The organism is Paraburkholderia bannensis (genome assembly GCF_014200455.1).
In the GTDB taxonomy this organism is placed as follows: domain Bacteria; phylum Pseudomonadota; class Gammaproteobacteria; order Burkholderiales; family Burkholderiaceae; genus Paraburkholderia; species Paraburkholderia bannensis_A.
Genome location: NZ_JACHBW010000007.1, coordinates 164,248 through 185,353, shown reverse-complemented (window position 1 = coordinate 185,353; position 21,106 = coordinate 164,248). Strand labels below are relative to the sequence as shown.

The window sequence follows — 21,106 nt, the reverse complement described above, 5'->3', positions numbered from 1 at the left end:
AAGCCGCCAATGGACACCCGCAACGGCAACGACAACGACACGCGTATCGATACATTCGGCGCTCACGTGCGCATCGAATCGTGCGGCCCCGACGCGACGATTGCCACCATCGTGCTCGATCGCCCTGCCCAACGCAATGCGATTGACCGCGCCGTCGCGGATTCGCTCCGCGCCGCCTTCGCACGTTTCGAATCGAATCCGCAGTGGCGCGCGGGCGTGCTGTTCGGCGCGGGCGGCACCTTCTGCTCGGGCGCCGATCTGGGCGCGCTCAACGACGACGCGCGCCGCAACGAAGTCCACGCCGATGGCAGCGGGCCAGGGCCGCTTGGCCCGACGCGCATGGTGCTGAGCAAGCCCGTCATCGCCGCCATTGCAGGATACGCCGTCGCGGGCGGGCTGGAACTCGCCTTGTTTTGCGATCTGCGCGTGATCGAACACAACGCGGTCTTGGGCGTGTTTTGCCGCCGCGTGGGCGTGCCGCTGATCGATGGCGGCAGCGTGCGTCTGCCGCGCCTGATCGGCCTGTCACGCGCGCTCGATTTGATCCTCACGGGTCGCGCCGTGCACGCGCAGGAGGCATTGGCCTTTGGGCTTGCGAACCGCGTCGTCGCGCCGGGCGCCGCGCGCGCCGAAGCCGAAGCGCTGGCCATGCAGCTGGCCGCTTTTCCGCAGGCGGCGCTCCTTGCGGACCGCCGTTCGGCGTTTGAAAACAGCGCGCTTGCCGATCTGGGCGAAGCGCTGCGTCGCGAAGGCGCCGGGGGTTATCGCGCGGTGATGGACGAAGGCCTGGCCTTGGCCGCGCGCTTCGCAGCGGGCGCGGGACGGCACGGGGAGGCCATCGACGATTGAGCTTGCGCGATTGAGTGTGATCGAAGCTTGCACGTGGCAGTGCGAGCCGCTAGATTGAATCTGACAGGCTTGCATCCGAGCCCCCTCGTGGCTATGCGACGCTGCGCATCGCAAGCCCTGTCTCGACAGCAAGACCAACTTCGCCCGCGCCGCGCGCGCAACCCATGGTGCCGTATCAGGGGACCGCCCATGCCGACGGATCGAATCATCCGCTTCGCGGACTTCGAACTCGACGTCGAGCGCTATCAGCTCCGCCGCGCCGGCGAGCAGGTCCGGCTTGAACGCCTGCCGATGGATCTGCTGATCCTGCTCGCCTCGCGCCATGGCGAGCTGATCTCGCGCGCCGATATCGTCGAGCGCCTGTGGCGCGGCAACCCCTACCGCGACACCGAAAACGGCATCAATACCGCGATCCGCAAGATCCGCATCGCGCTCGACGACGATCCGCTCCAGCCACGTCATCTGGTGACCGTGAAGGGCAAAGGCTATCGGCTCGACGGCACGGATTTCGCCAGCCAGCCCAGCGCCGGCGCAACCTACGCCGCCAACGCCGCCGATGCCGCCGACGCCCTCGACACATCAGGCGCGCACAGCGCCGTGCGTGTGCTGGTGCTGCCGTTTGCAAACCTCACCGGCGACGGCAATCAGGAATACCTGTGCAGCGCCCTCGCCGATGAAATATCGGCCACGCTCGGCACGATCGGCGCACTGGGCGCGCAGCCGCTGCGCCTGATCGCGCGCACGACGGCGGCGCGTTACCGCGACACCGCCAAAGGCATCGGCGAGATCGCCCGCGAACTCAAGCTCGACTACGTGCTCGAAGGCTCGCTCTCGCGCGAAGGCCCGCGCGCGCGCATCCTCACGCGCCTGATCCGCTGCGCCGACGAAGTGCAGATCTGGAGCGGCGCGCACGAGCCGGTCTCGCCTGGCGCGCTCGACATCCTCAAGGAAGCGGCTGCCGCGCTCGCGCAGGATCTTGCCGCGACACTGCCGGATCTGCAGCGCTCGATGCTCGCGCGGCGTTTGCCCGTCGATCCCGCCGCGCACGACGCCTATGTGCGCGGACGCTACTTCTGGTATCGGCGCGTGCATTTCGATGCGGCGTTCTGCGCGCATCACGGCGTCGACGGCGAGGACTTCGCGCGCAGCCGCGGCTACTTCGAAACCGCGCTCGAACACGATCCCAACTACGCGCTGGGCTATGCGGGTCTGTCGAACTACTACGGCGCGACGGTCGTGCACGGCATGTTCGCCCCCGACGACGGCTGGCCGATCGCCCGCGCGCTCGCGCACAGCGCGCTCGAACTCGACCCCGATCTGCCCGAAGCGCACCATGCGCTCGCCGCCGTGCGCTACTTTTTCGAATGGGACTGGGTGCGCGCCGAAGCCGGCTTCAAGGAGGCGCTGCGGCGCAATCCAAGCTACCCGGAAGCGCACCGGCTTTACGCGCGTCTGCTGCTGACGGCCGGCCGCCGTGCCGAAGGCGAAGCGGAAATGGCGCGCGCCGAGCGTATCGATCCGTTGGCGTTTCAGGGCTCGCGCGCGTTCGGCATGATTCTCGCGGGACGCCACGAGGAAGTGGTGAGCGACTATCTCTCGCCGGGCCACATGGATTATTCGCCGCTTGCGTATCAGGTGCTCGCAACGGCCTTCGAAGTCAAAAGGCTCTACGCACAGGCCGTCGACGCGACCGTGGAGGCGCTGGTGCGCTGCGGCCTGCACGCACGCGCGGCGACGATCCGCGCGCAATGGGACGCGGGCGGTTACGACGCGGTGCTGCACTGGTATCGCGACGATTTGCTGACCAGACGGCGCAGCCAGTACACCTCGCCGCTACTGATCGCCGAAATCTACGCGCGGCTCGCGCAACCCGACGAGATGTTCCAATGGCTGGACGCTGCACTGGCCGAACGCAGTTCGCGTCTGTGCGAGTTGCGCATGAATCCCTGGTTGGGGCCCTATCGAGCGCGCGGGCGGATGAGAAAAATCGAGCAGTTGATTGGCGAAGGCCGGACGCAATAGCAGCGGTGCAGTCCGGCCCTGCAATCGGGCGCGCTTGAGCGCAGCGTCCTAGTTGCCGTGATAGATATCCTTGTTCAGGCGATCGCGTTCACCCGACTGCTCCGAGCGCAGCAGATCCTGATAGACCTGCGCGTGCGTGAGCGCCATCGGTGCGCCCGAGGCGCTATGGGTCATGGGCGTGCCGCCCACGTCCTGCGAGGCCGACGGCGCGCCCTGCGACGGATCGGCGGGCGAATCGGCCAGGGCAAGTCCGGCAAACAGGGCGGCCGAGCAGGCCACCGCGATGCGTACGGTATTCAGCGTGTTCATGTCATCGCTCCAGAAAAGGAAAGCGCATGCGAGGCGGCCGCCATGCGCGGTGCGGACGAAAACCGGCCCGGTGCGCTGACACGGCGGCGGGCGGGTTCGTCGTCGCATGGTGCGGCCCGGGCGCGCCGCGCACCATGGACGTAACCTGAAGAAATCGTCAAGGCAACCGGCCAATCGACGATGTTGCGTAAGAAGAACGCAAGAAAAGGGTGCCGCATGCGACGCGGCGCATTTCAGTACAATCCCGGCTTGACTCCTGCCCGATCCCGGCAAAGGCCCGCAAACCGGCCTCTGCGCCTGCGGGATCAGTCCCGATCACGTCCGATCACGCCAGCCACACAGCCATGCCCCTGCCTCTGCTCGCCCTTGCCGTCGCCGCGTTTGGTATCGGTACCACCGAATTCGTCATCATGGGCCTGCTGCCCGACGTCGCGCGCGATCTCAGCGTATCGATTCCGGCGGCGGGGATGCTGGTCTCGGCCTACGCGCTGGGCGTGACGATCGGCGCGCCCATCGTCGCCATCGCGATCGCCAACGTGCCGCGCAAGGCGGCGCTGATGCGCCTGATCGGCATCTTCATCGTCGGCAACCTGCTGTGCGCGCTCGCGCCCAATTATTCGATCCTGATGGCCGCGCGCATCGTCACGGCGTTCTGCCACGGAGCGTTCTTCGGCATCGGCTCGGTGGTGGCGGCGGGACTGGTCGCCCCGAACCGGCGCGCCCAGGCGATCGCGCTGATGTTCACGGGCCTCACGCTCGCCAACGTGCTGGGCGTGCCGCTGGGCACGGCGCTGGGCCAGCTCGCCGGCTGGCGCACCACCTTCTGGGCCGTGACCGGCATCGGCCTGCTGGCGGCGCTGGCGCTGCAGGTCTGCCTGCCGAAGCACATCGAAATGCAGAAAGCCAGCCTCGTGCGCGAATTCAGCGTGCTCAGGAATCCGCAGGTGCTGATGGTGCTGGGCATCAGCGTGCTGGCGTCGGCGAGCCTGTTCTCGGTGTTCACCTACATCACGCCGATCCTCGAAGACGTTTCCGGCTTCTCGCCGCACGAAGTCACCTTCGTGCTGCTGCTGTTCGGCCTCGGCCTGACGGTGGGCAGCACGCTGGGCGGCAAGCTCGCGGACTGGAAGCTGATGCGCTCGCTGCTGGTGTTCCTGGCAATGATCGGCGTGGTGCTCGCGGTGTTCTCGGCGACCATGCACGACCCGGTGATGGCCAGCGCGACCATCTTCGTGTGGGGCATCCTGGCCTTCGCGATCGTGCCGCCGCTGCAGATGCTGATCGTCAACCGCGCGAGCGAAGCGCCCAATCTGGCCTCGACGCTCAATCAGGGCGCGTTCAACCTGGGCAACGCGGGCGGCGCGTGGATCGGCGGCGTGGCGATCGGCTCGGGCGCCGCGCTGACGACCCTGCCGTGGGTGGGCCTGCTGATGGCGCTGGCTGCGCTCGGCCTCACGTTTGTCTCGGCGCAACTCGACCGGCGCGCGCGTCGCCGTACTGCGGTAAGCGGATCGACCTCCGCAATCTGACCCGCAAGCAGGCTAATTCCACACGGGCGCCAGACGGGGCGTAGTAGGATGGCGCCCGATGAAAACCGTCCTTACCCGCGATTTCCTCGCGCTGATCCTGAGCGTGGCCGTGGTTGGCCTCGGCTCCGGCGCGACCCTCCCTCTCACTGCGCTCGCACTGGCCGACGCCGGCCATGGCGCGACCGTGGTCGGCCTGCTGACCGCTGCCCAGGCGCTCGGCGGCCTGATCGTCGTGCCGCTGACGGCGTGGATCGCTGGGCGATTTGGCTCACGGCAGGTGATCGTGGGCGCCGTGCTGGCTGTGGCCATGGCGACAGCGCTGATGCAGTGCTGCGCGAATCTGTGGCTATGGGGCCTGCTGCGGATGATCTGCGGCGCGGCGCTGATGCTGCTGTTCACGATCGGCGAAGCATGGGTGAACGAACTCGCCGACGATTCCACGCGCGGCCGCGTGGTCGCCATCTACGCGACCACGTTCACGCTGTTCCAGATGACGGGGCCGGTGCTGGTGAGCCAGATCGCCGGTTATACGGCGTGGCGCTTCGCGATCTGCGGCGCGATCTTTCTGGTCGCCTTGCCGATGCTGGCTGCGATCCGCTCCAGCCCTCACACTTCCGATTTGCACGAGCCGCATGGCGGCTGGCGTCATGTGCTGCCGAGGATGCCTGCGCTGATTATCGGTACGGGCTTTTTTGCGCTGTTCGATACGCTGGCGTTGTCGCTGCTGCCGCTATTTGCGATCGGGCACGGGATGGGGCGTGAGGAGGCGGTGCTGTTTGCCTCGGTCGTGCTGCTCGGCGATACGACCATGCAGTTTCCGATTGGCTGGCTTGCTGACCGGCTCGGGCGCGAGCGTGTGCATGCGCTGATGGGCGTGATCGTGGTTGTGCTGTTGCCGTTGCTGCCTTTTGTTGTGGATGTGACGTGGCTGCGCTGGCCTTTGTTGTTTGTGCTGGGGGCGGCGGCCGGGTCGATTTATACGCTCGCGATTGTGGCTTGCGGGGAGCGGTTTGAAGGCGTGGCGCTGGTGTCGGCTAGTGCGCTGGTTAGCGCTTCGTGGAGCGCGGCTAGTTTTGGTGGGCCTATTGTTACCGGGGCGCTGATGCAGCGGGCTGGGGGCGATTCCATGCTGTGGGTGTTGTTTGCTGGTGGGCTGGTGTTTCTTGGGGCTTTGTGGTGGGAGCGGATGCGGGTGTTTGTGGTGAGGAATCCGTAGTATTTGGGGGTTGGCATTTCCTTGTTGTCGTGTCGGTCTATTAGCGTTGCCCCTGTGCGGGGCGGCACCTACTTTTCTTTGCCGCGGCAAAGAAAAGTAGGCAAAAGAAAGCCGCTCAAACCGCCAGTGCTTCGCGGTACACCCACAGCCTATCAACGGAGTGGCGCCCGGGCAGCGCCCGCACCACGCGCCCAATATCGGAGTGGTGCCACCCGCACAACCGCGGGCGCTGCGCGCCCCGTGGGGCATAGCAGCAAACCTTCGGTTTGCGCCTTCCCTCGCAGACCCAACCGTTGTGAGCGCAGCGAACAACGGGATGAATGACTGCCTTGTCACTCCGATTTTGGGCGCGTGGTGCGAGCAATGCCCAGTCACCACTCTGCTTAAAGGCGCGTGGTGGACGGCGTCACTCTAGCGGTGTGAGCGGCTTTCTTTGCTTACCTTTCTTTGCTGCGGCAAAGAAAGTAAGTGCCGCCCCGCACAGGGGCAACACTAATAGACCGACTAGATCACAAGGAAATGCCAACGGTGTTCACACAGCCCGCTAAATCGCCGGCACCACCACCCCAACACACACCCCAAACCCAACCCGATAACCCTCGCCCTGACACCATCCGGCCAGCGTCAGCTCATCGCCATCCTCGATAAACCCACGCGTCCCACCAGACCCAAGCGAAAGCGGATTTTTAGCGTTCCAGGTCAGCTCAAGCAAACTCCCAAACGAATCGTCGGTAGGCCCAGAGATCGTCCCCGAGCCCATCAAATCACCCACGCGAGTGTTACACCCACCCACCGTATGATGCGCAAGCTGCTGCGCCATCGTCCAATACATATGCTTAAAGTTCGTCCGCGCAATCGTCGTAGCCTCGGCAGCCCCTTCAGGACGCAGCAGCACCTCCAGCGCGATATCAAACGCATGCTCGCCAGAATGGCGCAGATATTCAAGCGGCTGCGGCTCCTGCACCGGCTGCGCCACGCGGAACGGCTCCAGCGCATCGAGCGTCACGATCCACGGCGAGATCGTCGTCGCGAAGCTCTTCGAATTGAACGGCCCGAGCGGCACATATTCCCACTGCTGGATGTCGCGCGCGCTCCAGTCGTTGAGCAGCACAATGCCGAAGATATGCGCTTCGGCATCCTTGCAGGCGATGGGCTCACCCAGCGCGTTGCCGCGCCCGATGATGAATCCCGTTTCCAGTTCGATGTCGAGCTTGCGGCACGCGCCGAACACCGGACGCTCCTGATCCGGCAGTTTCAGTTGACCGTTGGGACGGCGCACCGGCGTGCCGCTCACCACCACCGACGACGCACGCCCGTTATAGCAGATCGGCATCTCTGACCAGTTCGGCAGCAGCGCATTCTTCGGATCGCGAAACATCGCGCCCACATTGGTCGCGTGCTCTTTCGACGAATAGAAGTCCGTATAGCCGGGAATATCCACCGGCAGGTGCAGCTTCGCATCGGCGAGCTTCGTGAAGACGCGCGAGCGCAGCGCGGCGTCGTCGCGCAGCGTAGCGGTCTCTTTCGCGAGCAGCGACGAGAGTTGCACCCGCACACTGCGCCATGTGTCGCGGCCCAGCGCGATGAAGTCGTTCAACGCGGACCGCGCGAACACGTTCGTATCGGCCGGCAGACGCAACAGCCCCGCAGCGTGCAGCGCGGCCAGATCCGCGACCTGATCGCCAATCGCCACGCCCACGCGCGCTTGCGCCTGTTGCGCCGTGCTGAACACGCCGAACGGCAGGTTCTGGATCGGGAAATCGCAGGCTGCATCGTTTGCGCTGTCGATCCAGCTCTTGCGCGCGGGGTCGAGGGTCGCCTGCAGATCGCTATGGTTAGGGATGCTCATTGCTTCTCCGGATTGAAGTGTTTCTTGAGGCCTTGCCAGCACTCGTAGTAATGCGCCTGCAGTTGGCTCGTTTCGAGCGCGTATCGCGTCGGGCGAATCAGCGTGCGGGTCTCGAACATGAACGCCATCGTGTCGCCCACCTTGTGCGGCTTGCTCGTATCGGCGTTCGAGGCTTTTTCGAAGGTCTCGGCATCCGGGCCGTGGCCCGACATGCAGTTGTGCAGGCTCGCGCCGCCCGGCACGAAGCCTTCGGCCTTGGCGTCATAGACGCCGTGTACGAGGCCCATGAACTCGCTCGCCACATTGCGGTGATACCAGGGCGGGCGGAAGGTGTTTTCGGCGGCGAGCCAGCGCGGCGGGAAGATCACGAAGTCGATCGAATCGACTCCCGGCGTGTCGGTCGGCGACTGCAGCACGAGGAAAATCGACGGATCCGGATGGTCGTAGCTGATCGAGCCGATCGTGTTGTAACGGCGCAGATCGTACTTGTAGGGCGCGTAATTGCCGTGCCACGCCACCACGTCGAGCGGCGAATGGCCGATATCCGCACGCCAGAGTTCGCCGTTCAGTTTGGTGACGAGTTCGAACTGGCCTTCGCGGTCCTCATACGCCGCGACCGGCGTGAGGAAATCGCGCGGATTCGCCAGGCCGTTCGAGCCGATCACGCCCAGATCGGGCAGACGCAGCAGCGCGCCAAAGTTCTCGCAGATATAGCCCCGCGCCTCGCCATCGGGCAGTTCGACCGCGAAGCGCACGCCGCGCGGGATCACCGCGATCTCAAACGGCTCGATGTCGAGCTTGCCCATTTCCGTCGCGATCGACAAACGTCCCTGTTGCGGGACGATCAGCAGTTCGCCATCGGTGTTGTAGAAGAAGCGCTCCTTCATCGAGCGGTTCGCCGCGTAGAGATGAATCGCGCAACCGCTCATCGAGGCCGCCGAGCCGTTGCCCGCCATCGTCACCCAGCCGTCGATGAAATCGGTCGGCGCGGTGGGCATCGGCAGCGCGTCCCAGCGCAGCTGGTTGGGCGGCGTGGGCGGCACAGCACCGAAATCGGCCACGATGCGTGCGCCCTGACCTTCGGCCTCTGCTTTGAGCGGCTTGAGCGGCGTGAACGGCTGATGCACCGCGCCCGGACGGATGCGATAGAGCCACGAGCGGCGATTGTGCGAGCGCGGCGCGGTGAAGGCCGTGCCCGAGAGCTGCTCGGCGTACAGGCCGTAGGCGCAGCGCTGCGGCGAGTTCTGGCCGGCCGGCAAGGCGCCGGGCAAGGCCTCGGTCGCGAATTCGTTGGCGAAACCGCTCATGTAGCCATCCGGGTAACCGTCGTGGCCGCGAGCGGGCGCGTGCTTCACGTCGGGCAAAGGTGCGTTCATCTCTCTCTCCATGTCCATACCGGTTCGGCTGGCGCGCCGGCACGTTTGAGCCATCTCCCGTCGCGCGATTTACGAATAGTAAAACGGATTATGATTAGTGAAATTTCACGTAAACCCTGGGAATCGTCCTCCAATCGCCTTCCCGGCCTGTGGAGCCATGCGAGGCACGCCTTCGCGTGTGGATATCGTTATCACCAATCAGTGCATGCCGCGGCGTCCAGGGCTGCTACCATCAAGCCATGCGGCCCCGTGGCCGCGTCGCTGTTTTTTCTTTCCGCTGTTCGTCTCATTACCTGGTTCTCTTCATCGCGTCATGATCGCTCCGACCATTCCCGAGCTTGTTGCCCGCTCCGCCAGCCATCCTTTTCTCGGCGAGCACCTGGCGATGGGGAGCGGCGCGCATCACGCCGAAGCCATCGCGCGCCGTCGCGGCGTGGAAATGCTCAGCGCCTATGAGCCGATCTACGACATCAGCGTGCATGGCGGCGCGCAGTCGCTCACGGCCGATCTGTCGTCGGCTGCGCGTTTCGGTGACGAACTCGGTTTTCAGGCGGTGACGCTTCGCGACGACGGCGGCAAGATCAGCGCCTTCGATCCGTTCTCCGACACGCTCGACGACCCCGAACTGGTGGCGCTCGATCGCTGCGTGCGGGCGCTGCATGCGATCAACTTCCTGGGTTCGCAGCAGCATGGTCTGTTGTTCCTGCGTGTGCACGAGCGTCTGCTCAAGAGCGTGAAGTACGATCACGGGCGCCATTTTTCGAACGTGCTGGTGTCGTTCGGGCTCAATCCTGGGCGGGTGGTGATCGAATTGCCGGCGGCGGCGGTCGCGCACCGCACCTTCGTCGGCTATCTGACGAAGAGTTATCAGCGCTATGGCTTCAAGGTGGCGGGCAATCTGTCGAACGCGGGGCAGATCCTGTCGGTGTCGGATAGCGCGCGGCTCGATTTCGTGAAGATGGATGCCAGTTCGGCGTTGCGCGACTCGATGGTCAAGCCGCTCGTGAGTTACGCGGCGCGGCTGCGCATCCCGCTGATCTTCAACCGCGTGATGGACGTCGCGCAATTCGAGCAATTGCAGCAGTACGATGTGCGCTTCGTGCAGGGGCCGGTGTTCGCCGCGCAGAACAGCGCGGCCTGAGCCTGAAAAGCAGAACGCCGCGTCTTGAAGGCGCGGCGCTCTGTTGCTGGACGTTGTGGTTCGCCCCGGTTTTAGAGGCTGATCGGTTCCTGCTCCAGTTCCACGCCAAAGCGCGCCATCACATCGGCCTGGATCGCCCGCGCCAGCGCAAGGATGTCGCTGCCGCACGCGCCGCCGCGATTCACCAGCACGAGCGCCTGACGCTCATGCACCGCTGCCGCGCCCAGCGCGCGCCCTTTCCAGCCGCACTGGTCGATCAGCCAGCCCGCCGCCAGCTTGACGCGGCCATCGGCCTGCGCATACGAAACCACCTGCGGCTCGCGCAACACCAGCGCGTCGAACTGCTCCGCCTCGATCACCGGATTCTTGAAGAAGCTGCCCGCGTTACCAAGCACGAGCGGATCGGGCAGCTTGGCGCGGCGCACCGCCACCACGGCGTCGAACACGTCGCGCGCATGGCGCGCTTCGGCAAGGCCTTGCTGCGCGAGTTCACGCGCGAGATCGGCGTAACCGGCATTGGCGCGCCACGCTTTCGGCAGCCGGAACGTGACCGATGCGATCACGAAGCGATCGCGCCCTTCGCGCTTGAAAAAGCTGTCGCGATAGCCAAAGCCGCAGTCGGCGGCGTCGAATTCATAGGCAATGCCGGTTTCGAGTTCGATCGCGCGCACGCGCGCGCAGCGCTCGGCCATTTCCAGCCCGTAAGCGCCGATGTTCTGGATCGGCGCGGCGCCGACCGTCCCCGGAATCAGCGCGAGGTTTTCAAGACCCGGCATGCCCGCTTCGAGCGTCCACGCCACGAAATCGTGCCAGTTCTCGCCCGCTGCGGCTTCCACGTACCACGCGTCGTCGTCTTCGTGAACGACGCGCTTGCCCGCGAGCGCGATCATCAGCACGAGGCCGTCGAAGTCGCGCGTGAGCACCACATTGCTGCCGCCGCCCAGCACGAGCGTAGGCAGGCCGGCGGCGCGCGGGTCGTTCAGCGCCTTTGCCAGATCGGCTTCGTGTTCGATGCGGCAGGCCAGACGCGCGCGCACGTCGAAGCCGAAGGTGTTATGCGCGCGCAGCGCATAGCCGGGGGTGAACCACACGGGGGACGGATCGGCGGACGCGAGGGAAGCGGACATCGGGAAAAAATCGGGACGGAAACGGCAGTGGATCGGGTCGATCGATACGGGCGAAGAACCCAGGGCGCGCAGCGCTTCACGCGCGCAGCCTTGGGCAAACCCGGCCACGCCGGTAAAATGACGCGGTCCGTGATTATAGCGAGTGCGCGGCGCGTCTCAGTATCCGCTGCGGCGGTCCGGCACTGCGGCACTCGCACCTTTGGGAGAAAGTAATGCCATCGTTTGACGTCGTCAGCGAAGCCAACATGATCGAAGTGAAGAACGCGATCGAGCAATCCAACAAGGAGATCTCCACGCGCTTCGACTTCAAGGGCTCGGATGCGCGCGTCGAGCAAAAGGAACGCGAGCTGACCGCGTTCGCCGACGACGACTTCAAGCTCGGCCAGGTAAAGGACGTGTTGATCTCGAAAATGGCCAAGCGCAATGTGGATGTGCGTTTCCTCGACTACGGCAAGATCGAGAAGATCGGCGGTGACAAGGTCAAGCAGATCATCACCGTGAAGAAGGGCGTCTCGGGCGACCTCGCCAAGAAGATCGTGCGTCTGGTGAAGGACAGCAAGATCAAGGTCCAGGCCAGCATCCAGGGCGACGCCGTGCGCGTAACGGGCGCCAAGCGCGACGATCTGCAGAACACGATCGCCATGCTGCGCAAGGAAGTGACCGACACGCCGCTCGACTTCAATAACTTCCGCGATTGATGTCGCCATGCGCGGCTGGTTGCGACGGGGCTTGAGGCAAGATTCAGGCGCCCGTCGCGGCTAGCGGCATCAACGGCTCGCCCTTTTACAGCAGGGTCTGCAGATTCGGCGGGATGCGCGGCCAGCCGTCCGACACGGCCTCGACGAACCGCAGCGCCGCTTTACCGTTTCCGATTGAGCGGAGAACTATCCGGATCAAAATCCGGATAAAAATCCGGTTAAAAATCAATCGAGCCTGAACTGCGCCACCGCTTCCGCAAGATTCACCGCCTGGCTGCGCAGCGCGGCGGCCGCCGCCGTCGATTGCTCGACCAGCGCCGCGTTCTGCTGCACCATCTCGTCAAGCTGGCTCACCGCACGATTCACTTCCTGAATCCCGCGCGTCTGCTCTCCGGCTGCGTTCGTCACTTCCGAAATAATCGTGGTCACGTTCGAGACGTTCGCGACGATCTCGTCCATCGTCTCACCCGCGCGGCGCACCAGTTGCGAGCCCGAATTCACGCTCGCCACCGTCGATTCGATCAAGCCCTTGATCTCGCGCGCCGCCTGCGCGCTGCGCTGCGCGAGGCTGCGCACTTCGCCCGCGACCACTGCGAAGCCGCGTCCCTGCTCGCCCGCACGCGCCGCTTCCACCGCCGCGTTGAGCGCCAGAATATTGGTCTGGAAGGCGATGCCGTCGATCACGCCGATGATGTCGGCGATCTTCACCGACGCCTTTTCGATCGCGCCCATCGTATCGACCACGTCGCTGATCACCGCGCCGCCGCGCGAGGCCACCGTCGATGCCGAGTTCGCCGTGATGTCGGCCTGTTGCGCCGCGTTGGCCGATTGCGCGACCGTCGCGGTGATTTGCTCCATCGACGCCGCGGTTTCTTCGAGGCTCGCCGCCGCCGATTCGGTGCGCCCGGAAAGATCGACATTGCCCGCGGCGATTTCGTCGCTCGCGGTGCGCACCGACTGGCTCGCATCGCGGATATGGCGCATCACGTCGCGCAGCTTGTCCATGAAAGCGTTGAACGAGCGCGCGATCTGCGCGACTTCGTCGTTGCCGGTGACCGGCAGGCGCTGCGTGAGATCGCCCTCGCCCGCGCTGATCGCATCCATCGCGTCGCGCACGCTCGACAGGCGCTTGAACGACACCGAAGTGGCCGCGCCCACCACCAGCGCCGCCACCACCGAAATCACCACCAGCGCAATCAGCGACACCGTCAGCAGCGAGCGCATGCCCGCCAGCGCGTCGGCGCGGTCGAACGCGACGATCACGCGCCAGTCCGTGCCCGCGATTGCCTGGGCGCGCATCAGCTTGGCGTCGCCGTTCACGTCGACAGCAACCGGGCGCGTCGCCGCGAACAGCGCGGCCAGCTTGTCGCCCGCCAGATCCGGCGCGACGTCGGTAACCGGCTTGAGCGTGAGTTTGGCGTCGTTGTGCGCGACGATCTCGCCCGCGCTGTCGACCAGCATGCCGAAGCTCGCAGGCGTCGGGTGAATCGAGCGCACGTTGGCGATCACGCTGTCCATCGCCACATCGCCGGAAATCACGCCCTTGACCTGACCGTCGCGGATCACGGGCGTGGCGAACGCCACCACCACCTTGCCGGTGCCCACGTCGACGTAAGGCGGCGTCACCACTCCCTTGCCCGCCGCCACGGCCTGCTTGTACCAGGGGCGGCCGGTCGGATCGTAGTCGGGCGGGATGCCGGTTGCGTCGGAGAACTTCGCGGTCTTGTCGGCGTAACCGACGTAGACGTTGGTGAAGCCGCCTGCCGTGGCGATCTGCTTGAGCATCGGCACTGGATCGGGTTGCAGCGCGGCGTCCTGCAGCGATTCGATCATCTGCGCGTGCGTCGCCACCCAGTCGCCGATACCTTCGGCGTGGCTGTTTTCGACGGCAGTGAGCGTGGCGTCGATCGAATCCTTGTTGTGCGAGTCCGCTACGAAATAGTCGAGCGCGGTATTAGCCGCAAGCGCCACGACGACGATAACGGCGCATAGCGCGACGATGCGCGCACGAATGGTGGAAAACATGGTGGGAAGTGTCGAGAAATGCGCCGTGTGGAGATATCTGAATCAGACTGCCGTACAGAACAAACTGCAAAAAAACTGCGAAAGACTGACTGCCATGAGTGGACGACAGATGCAATTACGGCAGGCGGCGCACCCGACTTGAGTAGGGTTTATCGGGGTATGAACGGATGATTTTCCAGGCATGCGCGTCGAACGGGGGAATCGCATAACCATCTGATCTGGCGGGAATTTTGTGCAGGCCAGTCGAAAGCCGAAACGGAAGCAGAAACAAGCGCAGAAATGATCGCCGAAATGCAAAACGGCCCGCGCGAATGGCGGGCCGTCGCAGGCATGCGTCCAGCAAGAGGAGCGGCTTATTTGCTCGCGGCAGCGGCCTTCTTTTTATCGCCGATACGGCTTTCGGTGCCGTTCATCAGCTTGGCGATATTGGCACGGTGACGCCAGAACAGCAGCACGCTCATGGCGAGGATCGCCAGCGCCATGACGTGGGGGCCAAACATGAAAACGTCGAAAAGCGGCGCGAACACCGCGGCAGCCAGCGCCGCCAGCGACGAATAGCGCGTGAAGAACGCGACGATCAGCCAGGTGAGCAGCGTCAGCGCGCCGAGCAGCGGGTTCACTGCAATCAGCACGCCGGCAGCGGTCGCCACCCCCTTGCCGCCCTGGAAGCGGAAGAAAATCGGGTAAAGGTGGCCAAGAAATACGGCGATGGCGGCCAGCGCCACTGCGGTTTCGCCCAGACCGAAGCGCGGCCCGAAATACGCCGCCAGCCAGACGGCGAGCCAGCCCTTGAAGGCGTCGCCGATCAGCGTGAGGATGGCGGCCTTCTTGTTGCCGCTGCGCAGCACGTTGGTCGCGCCGGGATTGCCGGAGCCGTAGGAGCGCGGATCATCGAGGCCCATGACGGCGCTGACGATCACCGCGAACGAAACCGAACCGATCAGATAGGCGGCGACGGCGACTAACAGGTTGTACATGCACGAAACCCGAAGGAGTGGATACGAAGCGAGACAATGCGACGCGAAGCGCAGCGCGCGAAGGCGCCCATTCTACCGAAGCGCGCGCGCGCTTTCGCGCGCAATCCCGGCTATACCGGGCAAAACCAGGGAAATCAGGGAAACCAGGGACCGAACTTCGGCTTCAGCGCCTCAATCGAGCAACGCGCACTGCACCGGCTTCGCGCCCAGCAGCGTGGTCAGCACCTCGGGCGCAAGGCTCACGAGGTAACCGCGCTTGCCGCCGTTGAGCCAGATCTGGTCGAGTTCGAGGATCGTCGATTCGACGTAGACCGGCATCGCCTTCTTCGTGCCGAACGGCGACGTGCCGCCCACCAGATAACCCGAATGGCGATTCGCGACTTCCGGCTTGCAGGGCTCGACGCTCTTCACGCCGATCTGCCGCGCGAGATTTTTCGTCGACACCTTGCGGTCGCCGTGCATGAGAACGATCAGCGGCCTGGCGCGCTCGTCCTCCATCACCAGGGTCTTGACGACGCTGTGCTCGTCCACGCCGAGCTGGCGCGCGGATTCTTCCGTGCCGCCGTGCTCGACATATTCGTAGGGATGTTCGCCGAACGTGACGCCCGCGCGGCGCAGCATCTGCGTGGCAGGCGTTTCGGAGACGTGTTTCGATTTGCTCATGGCGCACATTTTAACGACTACCGCCCTTATCCACGCGGATGATGCTTCGCATGCAGCAGGCGCAGGCGTTCGCGCGCGACGTGCGTGTAGATCTGCGTGGTCGAAATATCGCTATGGCCGAGCAGCAGTTGCACCACCCGCAAATCCGCGCCGTGATTGAGCAGGTGGGTAGCGAACGCGTGCCGCAACGTGTGCGGCGAGAGCGGCGCATGCACGCCCGCATGCAGCGCGTGCCGTTTGATGATGTGCCAGAACTGCTGGCGCGTCATGCCTTCGGCGCGCGCGGTGACGAACAGCGCATCGCTCGCGCGCGCGCCCAGCAGCGCGGGCCGCGCTTCGCGCAGATAACGCGTGATCCACGCCGACGCCTCTTCGCCGAACGGAATCAGGCGCTCCTTCGAGCCCTTGCCGAGCACGCGCACCACGCCTTCGTTCAGGCCCACCTCGACGGTCTTGAGCGTGACGAGTTCGGTCACGCGCAGGCCGCTCGCGTACATCAGTTCGAGCATGGTGCGATCGCGCAGGCCCAGCGGCGTGGCCACATCGGGCGCGCCGAGCAGCGCCTCGACCTGCGCTTCGGTGAGCGTCGTCGGAAAGCGCGGCGCCTGTTTGGCCGAGCGGATGCGCACGGTCGGATCCGCGCTCACGCGTTGCTCGCGCAGCGCCCAGCCGTAGTAGCGGCGAAACACCGAAAGCCGCCGGTTCGCCGAAGTCGATTTATCGTCCTTGCGACGCGCGCTATAGGCAATCAGGTCGTCTTCCTGCGCCACGTCGAGACCATGCTCGCGCGCGCTGGCGAGCCATTGCGCGAACAGGCGCAGATCGCGCCGGTAGGCGTCGAGCGTGTTGCGCGAAAGATTGTGCTCAAGCCACATGGCGTCGCAGAACGTGTCGATGGCCAGTTGGCTGGTGGCGAGCGCCTGCGCGGCGGCAGGCGTGAGCGCGATGTCGTCGGCGGGCTCGGCCTCGCCGGCCGCTGCATCGGCGCAAGCGTCTTCGGGTTCGTCCGTGAAATCGTCGCCGGGCGCACCGTTGTCGGGGTCTTCGTGTATCTCGTGCTGATCGTTCATGGCTTTCGGGGTTTGCGTCGCGTTTGCGTCGCGTTTTGCTCAGCGCTCAGCGGATCGTGACGCCTTCGTGGGCGAGCAGCCAGCGCTTCACGTCGCGGAAAAAACCGTCGCCGCCGTGATGCGAAAAGCCGCCGATGCCGCTGGCCGAGACCACACGATGGCACGCAATCACGATCGGAAAATAGTTCGAGCCGCAGGCCTGCCCCACCGCGCGCGCGTTGAGAGTGCCCACACGCTGCGCCAGTTCGCCGTAAGTGAGCACGCTGCCCAGCCCGATCGAGCGGATGCCGTCCCACACGCGGCGCTGAAACGCCGTGCCGAGCGGGGCCAGCGGCAGATCGAAGGGCGCGGCTGCGTCGTCGAGGTAACGCGCGATCTGCGCGGCGGCGCGTTCCGCGAGTTCCGAATTGGGCGCGAGGCCCGGCGTATCGCCCGGCAGATAGACGATATCGCGCACGCCGCCCTCGCCCGTGACGATGCCGACCTTGCCGAACGGCGCGTCGATCACCGCGTTGTAATTGCGCGGCGCGATCTTGCGCAGCGCCTGCGCGCTGGGGGCTTTTTCGGCTTTCGCCGGTATGGCGGCGGGCACCTGCGCGGCTTCGCGCATCGCGGCGTCTTGCGCGTCGTCCCACAGTGAATACGATGCCGATGCTTTCATCTTCGCCGCTCCTTATACGAATCGATCAGGCCGCTTCCAGCGCCCACTCGACATGTTCGCGCACAATCGCCGATTCGTCATGCGCGCGCGCGCGCAGCGCCGCCACGATGGCCTCGCGCCGCTCGGGCGCCTCGCTCGACAGCGGATTGCGCAGCGCATTGCCCATCGCCACCGCGATATTGCGCGACCAGCTTTCATAGCCGATGCGCCGGATCGCGCTGCCCTGCATGTGCTCGTCGAACTGCGCCGCGCTCCAGCCGAACAGATCGACCAGACTCGCGCGATCGAGCCCATGCCGCACATCGAAATCGGCCACCGGCGCGGCCTGCGCGAATTTGTTCCACGGACACACCAACTGGCAGTCGTCGCAGCCATAGACGCGATTGCCGATCTGCTCGCGCATCTCCAGCGGAATGCTGCCCTTGAGTTCGATCGTCAGATACGAAATACAGCGCCGCGCATCGACGCGATACGGCCCGGTAATCGCGCCTGTCGGGCATGCGTCGATGCAGCGCGTGCAACTGCCGCAGTGCGCGCCGGGCGTTTCGGGCGCGGCGCTGAGGGGATCGTCGGCGTCGGTTGGCAGGGGAATATCGACGAAGATTTCGCCGAGGAAAAACAGCGATCCCGCATCGCTTTGCAACAGCAGCGTGTGCTTGCCGCGCCAGCCGATGCCGGCCTTCTGCGCAAGCTCCACTTCGAGCACCGGCGCGGAATCGGTGAAGACGCGAAAACCGAATGCGCCGATTTCCTTTTCGATGCGCTCCGAAAGCTGCTGCAGGCGCGCGCGCATGACCTTGTGATAGTCGCGCCCGCGCGCATAGACGGAGACGACCGCCGCGTGCGGGTCGGCCAGACGCGTGTGTTCGCGGCGGCGCCAGTCTTGCGGGGCGCTTGCAGAAGACGATTCGGGCGTCTTGCCCGATGCATTCGCATCAGCAACGCCTTCGAGCGTCGAAGCCGGTAAATACGCCATGCGGGCCGTGATGACACGTCGCGTGCCGGCCACAAGCTCGGCGGGCCGCGCGCGTTTCATGCCATGTTTGGCCATATAATCCATTTCGCCGTGGCAGCCCGCTTCGAGCCACGCGGCAAGGCCCGCCTCGGCATGCGACAGGTCGGTATCGCTGATACCGATCGCACCGAACCCCAGCTCGCGCCCCCATGCGCGGATACGCGCCGCGAGCGCGGCCAGCGCCGCCTCGTCGAGCGTCGCGGTTTGCTCGCGGGCAGCCGTGTCAGCGCCTGACGCCAGATTCGACGCCACCTCGGACGTTGCGTCCGTCGATTGCGATGCAGCCGCTGCGTGCGGCGCGCGCGACTCGTTCGAGGGGGAAAGCAAGGGGTTCATCACGCTATTTTACGAGAATGCCCGACACGCCCGAACAGCACCACGCGAGCCTGCCCGCCGTTCCCGTTCAACTCGAACGCCGCTTCGAGCTCGCAGACGAAACCGCCACCGATGCGTTCGGCGCCCGCTTTGCGCACGCGCTCGACGCGTTGCGCTCGCCAGAATCCCAGCAGCCCCAGGCTACGGAGCCTGCTCAACTGCCTGCGCAGTTGCCTACGCAGTTGCCTTCATTCGCTGGCCTGCACGTGCAGCTGCTCGGCGATCTGGGCGCGGGCAAGACCTCGCTTGTGCGCGCGGCGCTGCGCGCGCTCGGCCACACGGGCCGCGTGCGCAGCCCCACCTACACGCTGGTCGAGCCTTATACCGTGGCGCGCCCGGCTGAGGCGGGCGGGGAACTCCAGCTCTATCACTTCGATCTGTATCGATTCAGCGACCCTGCCGAATGGGCCGATGCCGGCTTTCGCGAATATTTCGCGCAAGGCGCGGTCTGTCTCGTCGAGTGGCCCCAACGCGCGGGCGGCCTGCTCGGCGTGCCCGACCTCGTGTTCCAGCTCGAACCCGGTGCGCACGGCGAAGGCCGCGTGCTCACCGCCTACGCATACAGCGCATCAGGAAAGGCATGTCTAGAAAGATGTTAATCAAACCGTTCCGCTCGATCGAATCGGCCGCCACCGCCACGCACAACTGGCGGCGCCGGCAGATCCTGAAAGCGGGCGCGTCCTCGCTGATGCTGGGGCTCGCCGCCCCGCGCCTTGCGCGGGCGAGCTCGGTGATGGGCGTGCGCGTGTGGCCCGCGCGCGATTACACGCGCGTCACCATCGAATCCGACCAGCCGCTCACCACCACGCAGACGCTGCTGCAAAACCCCGATCGACTGGTGGTCGATCTGAGCGGCCTCGATCTCGACGATGCGCTCAAGAACCTCGTCTCCAAGATCACGCCGAACGATCCGCAGATCCAGGCCGTGCGCGTTGGGCAATACCAGCCGCACGTCGTGCGCATGGTGTTCGACCTGAAGGGCAGCGTGAAGCCGCAGGTATTCACGCTGCAGCCGGTGGGCTCCTACAAATACCGGCTGGTGTTCGACCTCTACCCGGCCGTCGCGCCCGACCCGCTGATGGACCTGCTCGCGCAGACCGAGAAAAAGCAGCAGCAACTCGACGCCCATCAGGCGATGCGTGACAGCGCGCCGCCTTCGACGCCTTCCACGCTGGCCGGTCCCAATACGCCGCCCGCGCACGACAACAGCGAAGCGTTCTTCAGCCGCTACGCGCAGAGCGACGGATCGCCTGCGCCGCGACCCACGCCCTCCGTGCCGCCGGTGCCGCCCGTCATCGCGAAGCCCAGGCCCGCGCCCAAGCCCCCCGTCGTCGCGCAGAACAACGATGACGATGGTGGTCAGAACAACGACAACTACGCCTTCACCACGCCGAAGTCGAACAAGAGCGGCACCACGCGCCTGTTGACGGTGGCGATCGACCCGGGCCACGGCGGCGAGGACCCGGGCGCGATCGGCAGCGCCGGCACGTACGAGAAGCACATCGCGCTGGACATCGCCAAGAAGCTGCGCGCGAAGATCGACGCGCAGCCCAATATGCGCTCGATGATGACGCGCGACGCCGACTTCTTCGTGCCGCTCAACGTGCGCGTGCAGAAGGCGCGCCGCGTGGGCGCGGACCTGTTCGTGTCGATTCACGCCGACGCCTTCACGACGCCTTCGGCGCGCGGCTCGTCGGTGTTCGCGCTGTCGGAGCACGGCGCATCCAGCGCGGCCGCGCGCTGGATGGCGAACAAGGAAAACTCGTCGGACCAGATCGGCGGCATCAGCGTGCAGACGGCGGACGCCGCCGTGAACCGTGCGCTGTTCGATATGTCGACGACGGCGCAGATCCGCGATTCGCTGCGCTACGGTAATTTCGTGCTCAACGAAGTCGGCGACATCAACCATCTGCACAAGGGTTCGGTCGAGCAGGCCAGCTTCGCGGTGCTCAAGGCGCCCGATATCCCCTCGATCCTCGTGGAGACGGCCTTCATCAGCAACCCGGAGGAAGAGTCGAAGCTCAACGACGACGCCTATCGCGACAAGATGGCCAACGCGATTCTCAAGGGCATCAAGCGCTATTTCGCCGCCAATCCGCCGCTGGCGAAGAACCGCATGACGTAAGGCGCGCATGCACGCTCGCCGCCGACGCAAAAACGCCGCGCCATCCTCACGGATGCGCGGCGTTTGTTTTGAGCGCCTG

The 21,106-nt window shown here is 65.4% G+C and carries 18 protein-coding genes; 8 read left to right on the top strand and 10 right to left on the bottom strand.

The genetic code is table 11. The annotated features are described in order from the left end of the window. Positions 1-9: 9 nt before the first annotated feature. Both F4827_RS13800 and F4827_RS13795 read left to right on the top strand, forming a co-directional pair. Positions 10-849, top strand: a complete 840-nt coding sequence (locus F4827_RS13800) for a crotonase/enoyl-CoA hydratase family protein (protein WP_183724501.1) — start codon at positions 10-12, stop codon at positions 847-849. Positions 850-1,038: 189 nt separating this feature from the next. After that, complete coding sequence (locus F4827_RS13795) at positions 1,039-2,871, top strand: winged helix-turn-helix domain-containing protein (protein ID WP_183724500.1); 1,833 nt, start codon at positions 1,039-1,041, stop codon at positions 2,869-2,871. A 48-nt stretch (positions 2,872-2,919) separates the two neighbouring features. Here the strand turns inward: F4827_RS13795 and F4827_RS13790 are convergent, their stop codons facing one another. After that, the gene (locus F4827_RS13790; RefSeq protein WP_260175186.1) at positions 2,920-3,180 is read right to left on the bottom strand and encodes a hypothetical protein; all 261 of its coding nucleotides are present in this window, start codon (positions 3,178-3,180) and stop codon (positions 2,920-2,922) included. A gap of 344 nt (positions 3,181-3,524) precedes the next feature. Between F4827_RS13790 and F4827_RS13785 the strand changes: the two genes are divergently transcribed. Together F4827_RS13785 and F4827_RS13780 are read left to right on the top strand one after the other, a co-directional pair. Further along, positions 3,525-4,709: an MFS transporter gene (locus F4827_RS13785; RefSeq protein WP_183724499.1), complete on the top strand. Its 1,185-nt coding sequence runs from the start codon at positions 3,525-3,527 to the stop codon at positions 4,707-4,709. 58 nt (positions 4,710-4,767) lie between these two features. After that, positions 4,768-5,925, top strand: coding sequence for an MFS transporter (locus tag F4827_RS13780; RefSeq protein ID WP_183724498.1), 1,158 nt, complete (start codon positions 4,768-4,770; stop codon positions 5,923-5,925). Positions 5,926-6,469: 544 nt separating this feature from the next. Here the strand turns inward: F4827_RS13780 and fahA are convergent. Both fahA and hmgA read right to left on the bottom strand, forming a co-directional pair. Continuing rightward, positions 6,470-7,774, bottom strand: coding sequence for a fumarylacetoacetase (fahA, locus tag F4827_RS13775; RefSeq protein ID WP_221303678.1), 1,305 nt, complete (start codon positions 7,772-7,774; stop codon positions 6,470-6,472). Beyond that, complete coding sequence (gene hmgA / locus F4827_RS13770; RefSeq protein WP_260175205.1) at positions 7,771-9,081, bottom strand: homogentisate 1,2-dioxygenase; 1,311 nt, start codon at positions 9,079-9,081, stop codon at positions 7,771-7,773. The genes fahA and hmgA overlap by 4 nt, the downstream gene beginning before the upstream one ends. 382 nt (positions 9,082-9,463) lie before the next feature. Between hmgA and F4827_RS13765 the strand changes: the two genes are divergently transcribed. Next, a complete protein-coding gene (locus tag F4827_RS13765; protein WP_183724496.1) occupies positions 9,464-10,291 on the top strand; it encodes an EAL domain-containing protein in 828 nt (275 codons plus the stop codon). A 71-nt stretch (positions 10,292-10,362) separates the two neighbouring features. Here the strand turns inward: F4827_RS13765 and murB are convergent, their stop codons facing one another. Next, positions 10,363-11,418 carry a UDP-N-acetylmuramate dehydrogenase gene (gene murB / locus F4827_RS13760; protein ID WP_183724495.1) on the bottom strand — a complete coding sequence of 352 codons (1,056 nt, stop codon included), beginning with the start codon at positions 11,416-11,418 and terminating at the stop codon, positions 10,363-10,365. A 212-nt stretch (positions 11,419-11,630) separates the two neighbouring features. On the opposite strand from murB, the gene F4827_RS13755 reads away from it, so the two are divergent. After that, complete coding sequence (locus F4827_RS13755) at positions 11,631-12,116, top strand: YajQ family cyclic di-GMP-binding protein (RefSeq protein WP_183724494.1); 486 nt, start codon at positions 11,631-11,633, stop codon at positions 12,114-12,116. A gap of 225 nt (positions 12,117-12,341) precedes the next feature. On the opposite strand, the gene F4827_RS13750 is transcribed toward F4827_RS13755, so the two are convergent. From F4827_RS13750 to queG, 6 genes are all read right to left on the bottom strand, one after another. Beyond that, positions 12,342-14,141 (bottom strand): methyl-accepting chemotaxis protein, encoded by a 1,800-nt coding sequence (locus F4827_RS13750; RefSeq protein ID WP_183724493.1) that lies wholly within the window; start codon positions 14,139-14,141, stop codon positions 12,342-12,344. A 353-nt stretch (positions 14,142-14,494) separates the two neighbouring features. Beyond that, positions 14,495-15,118, bottom strand: coding sequence for a glycerol-3-phosphate 1-O-acyltransferase PlsY (gene plsY, locus F4827_RS13745; RefSeq protein ID WP_183724492.1), 624 nt, complete (start codon positions 15,116-15,118; stop codon positions 14,495-14,497). Between the two features lie 171 nt (positions 15,119-15,289). Further along, positions 15,290-15,781, bottom strand: coding sequence for a Cys-tRNA(Pro) deacylase (ybaK, locus tag F4827_RS13740; protein ID WP_183724491.1), 492 nt, complete (start codon positions 15,779-15,781; stop codon positions 15,290-15,292). Positions 15,782-15,807: 26 nt separating this feature from the next. Next, a complete protein-coding gene (xerD, locus tag F4827_RS13735) occupies positions 15,808-16,851 on the bottom strand; it encodes a site-specific tyrosine recombinase XerD (RefSeq protein ID WP_183724490.1) in 1,044 nt (347 codons plus the stop codon). A gap of 46 nt (positions 16,852-16,897) precedes the next feature. Further along, positions 16,898-17,383: a methylated-DNA--[protein]-cysteine S-methyltransferase gene (locus F4827_RS13730; protein WP_311673435.1), complete on the bottom strand. Its 486-nt coding sequence runs from the start codon at positions 17,381-17,383 to the stop codon at positions 16,898-16,900. Positions 17,384-17,537: 154 nt separating this feature from the next. Next, positions 17,538-18,863 carry a tRNA epoxyqueuosine(34) reductase QueG gene (gene queG, locus F4827_RS13725; RefSeq protein ID WP_183724489.1) on the bottom strand — a complete coding sequence of 442 codons (1,326 nt, stop codon included), beginning with the start codon at positions 18,861-18,863 and terminating at the stop codon, positions 17,538-17,540. 17 nt (positions 18,864-18,880) lie between these two features. On the opposite strand from queG, the gene tsaE reads away from it, so the two are divergent. Next, positions 18,881-19,501 carry a tRNA (adenosine(37)-N6)-threonylcarbamoyltransferase complex ATPase subunit type 1 TsaE gene (gene tsaE, locus F4827_RS13720; protein WP_183724488.1) on the top strand — a complete coding sequence of 207 codons (621 nt, stop codon included), beginning with the start codon at positions 18,881-18,883 and terminating at the stop codon, positions 19,499-19,501. Beyond that, on the top strand, positions 19,483-21,027 hold the full coding sequence (locus tag F4827_RS13715) for an N-acetylmuramoyl-L-alanine amidase (RefSeq protein ID WP_183724487.1): 1,545 nt from the start codon (positions 19,483-19,485) through the stop codon (positions 21,025-21,027). The genes tsaE and F4827_RS13715 overlap by 19 nt, the downstream gene beginning before the upstream one ends. The last annotated feature ends 79 nt before the right edge of the window (positions 21,028-21,106 follow it).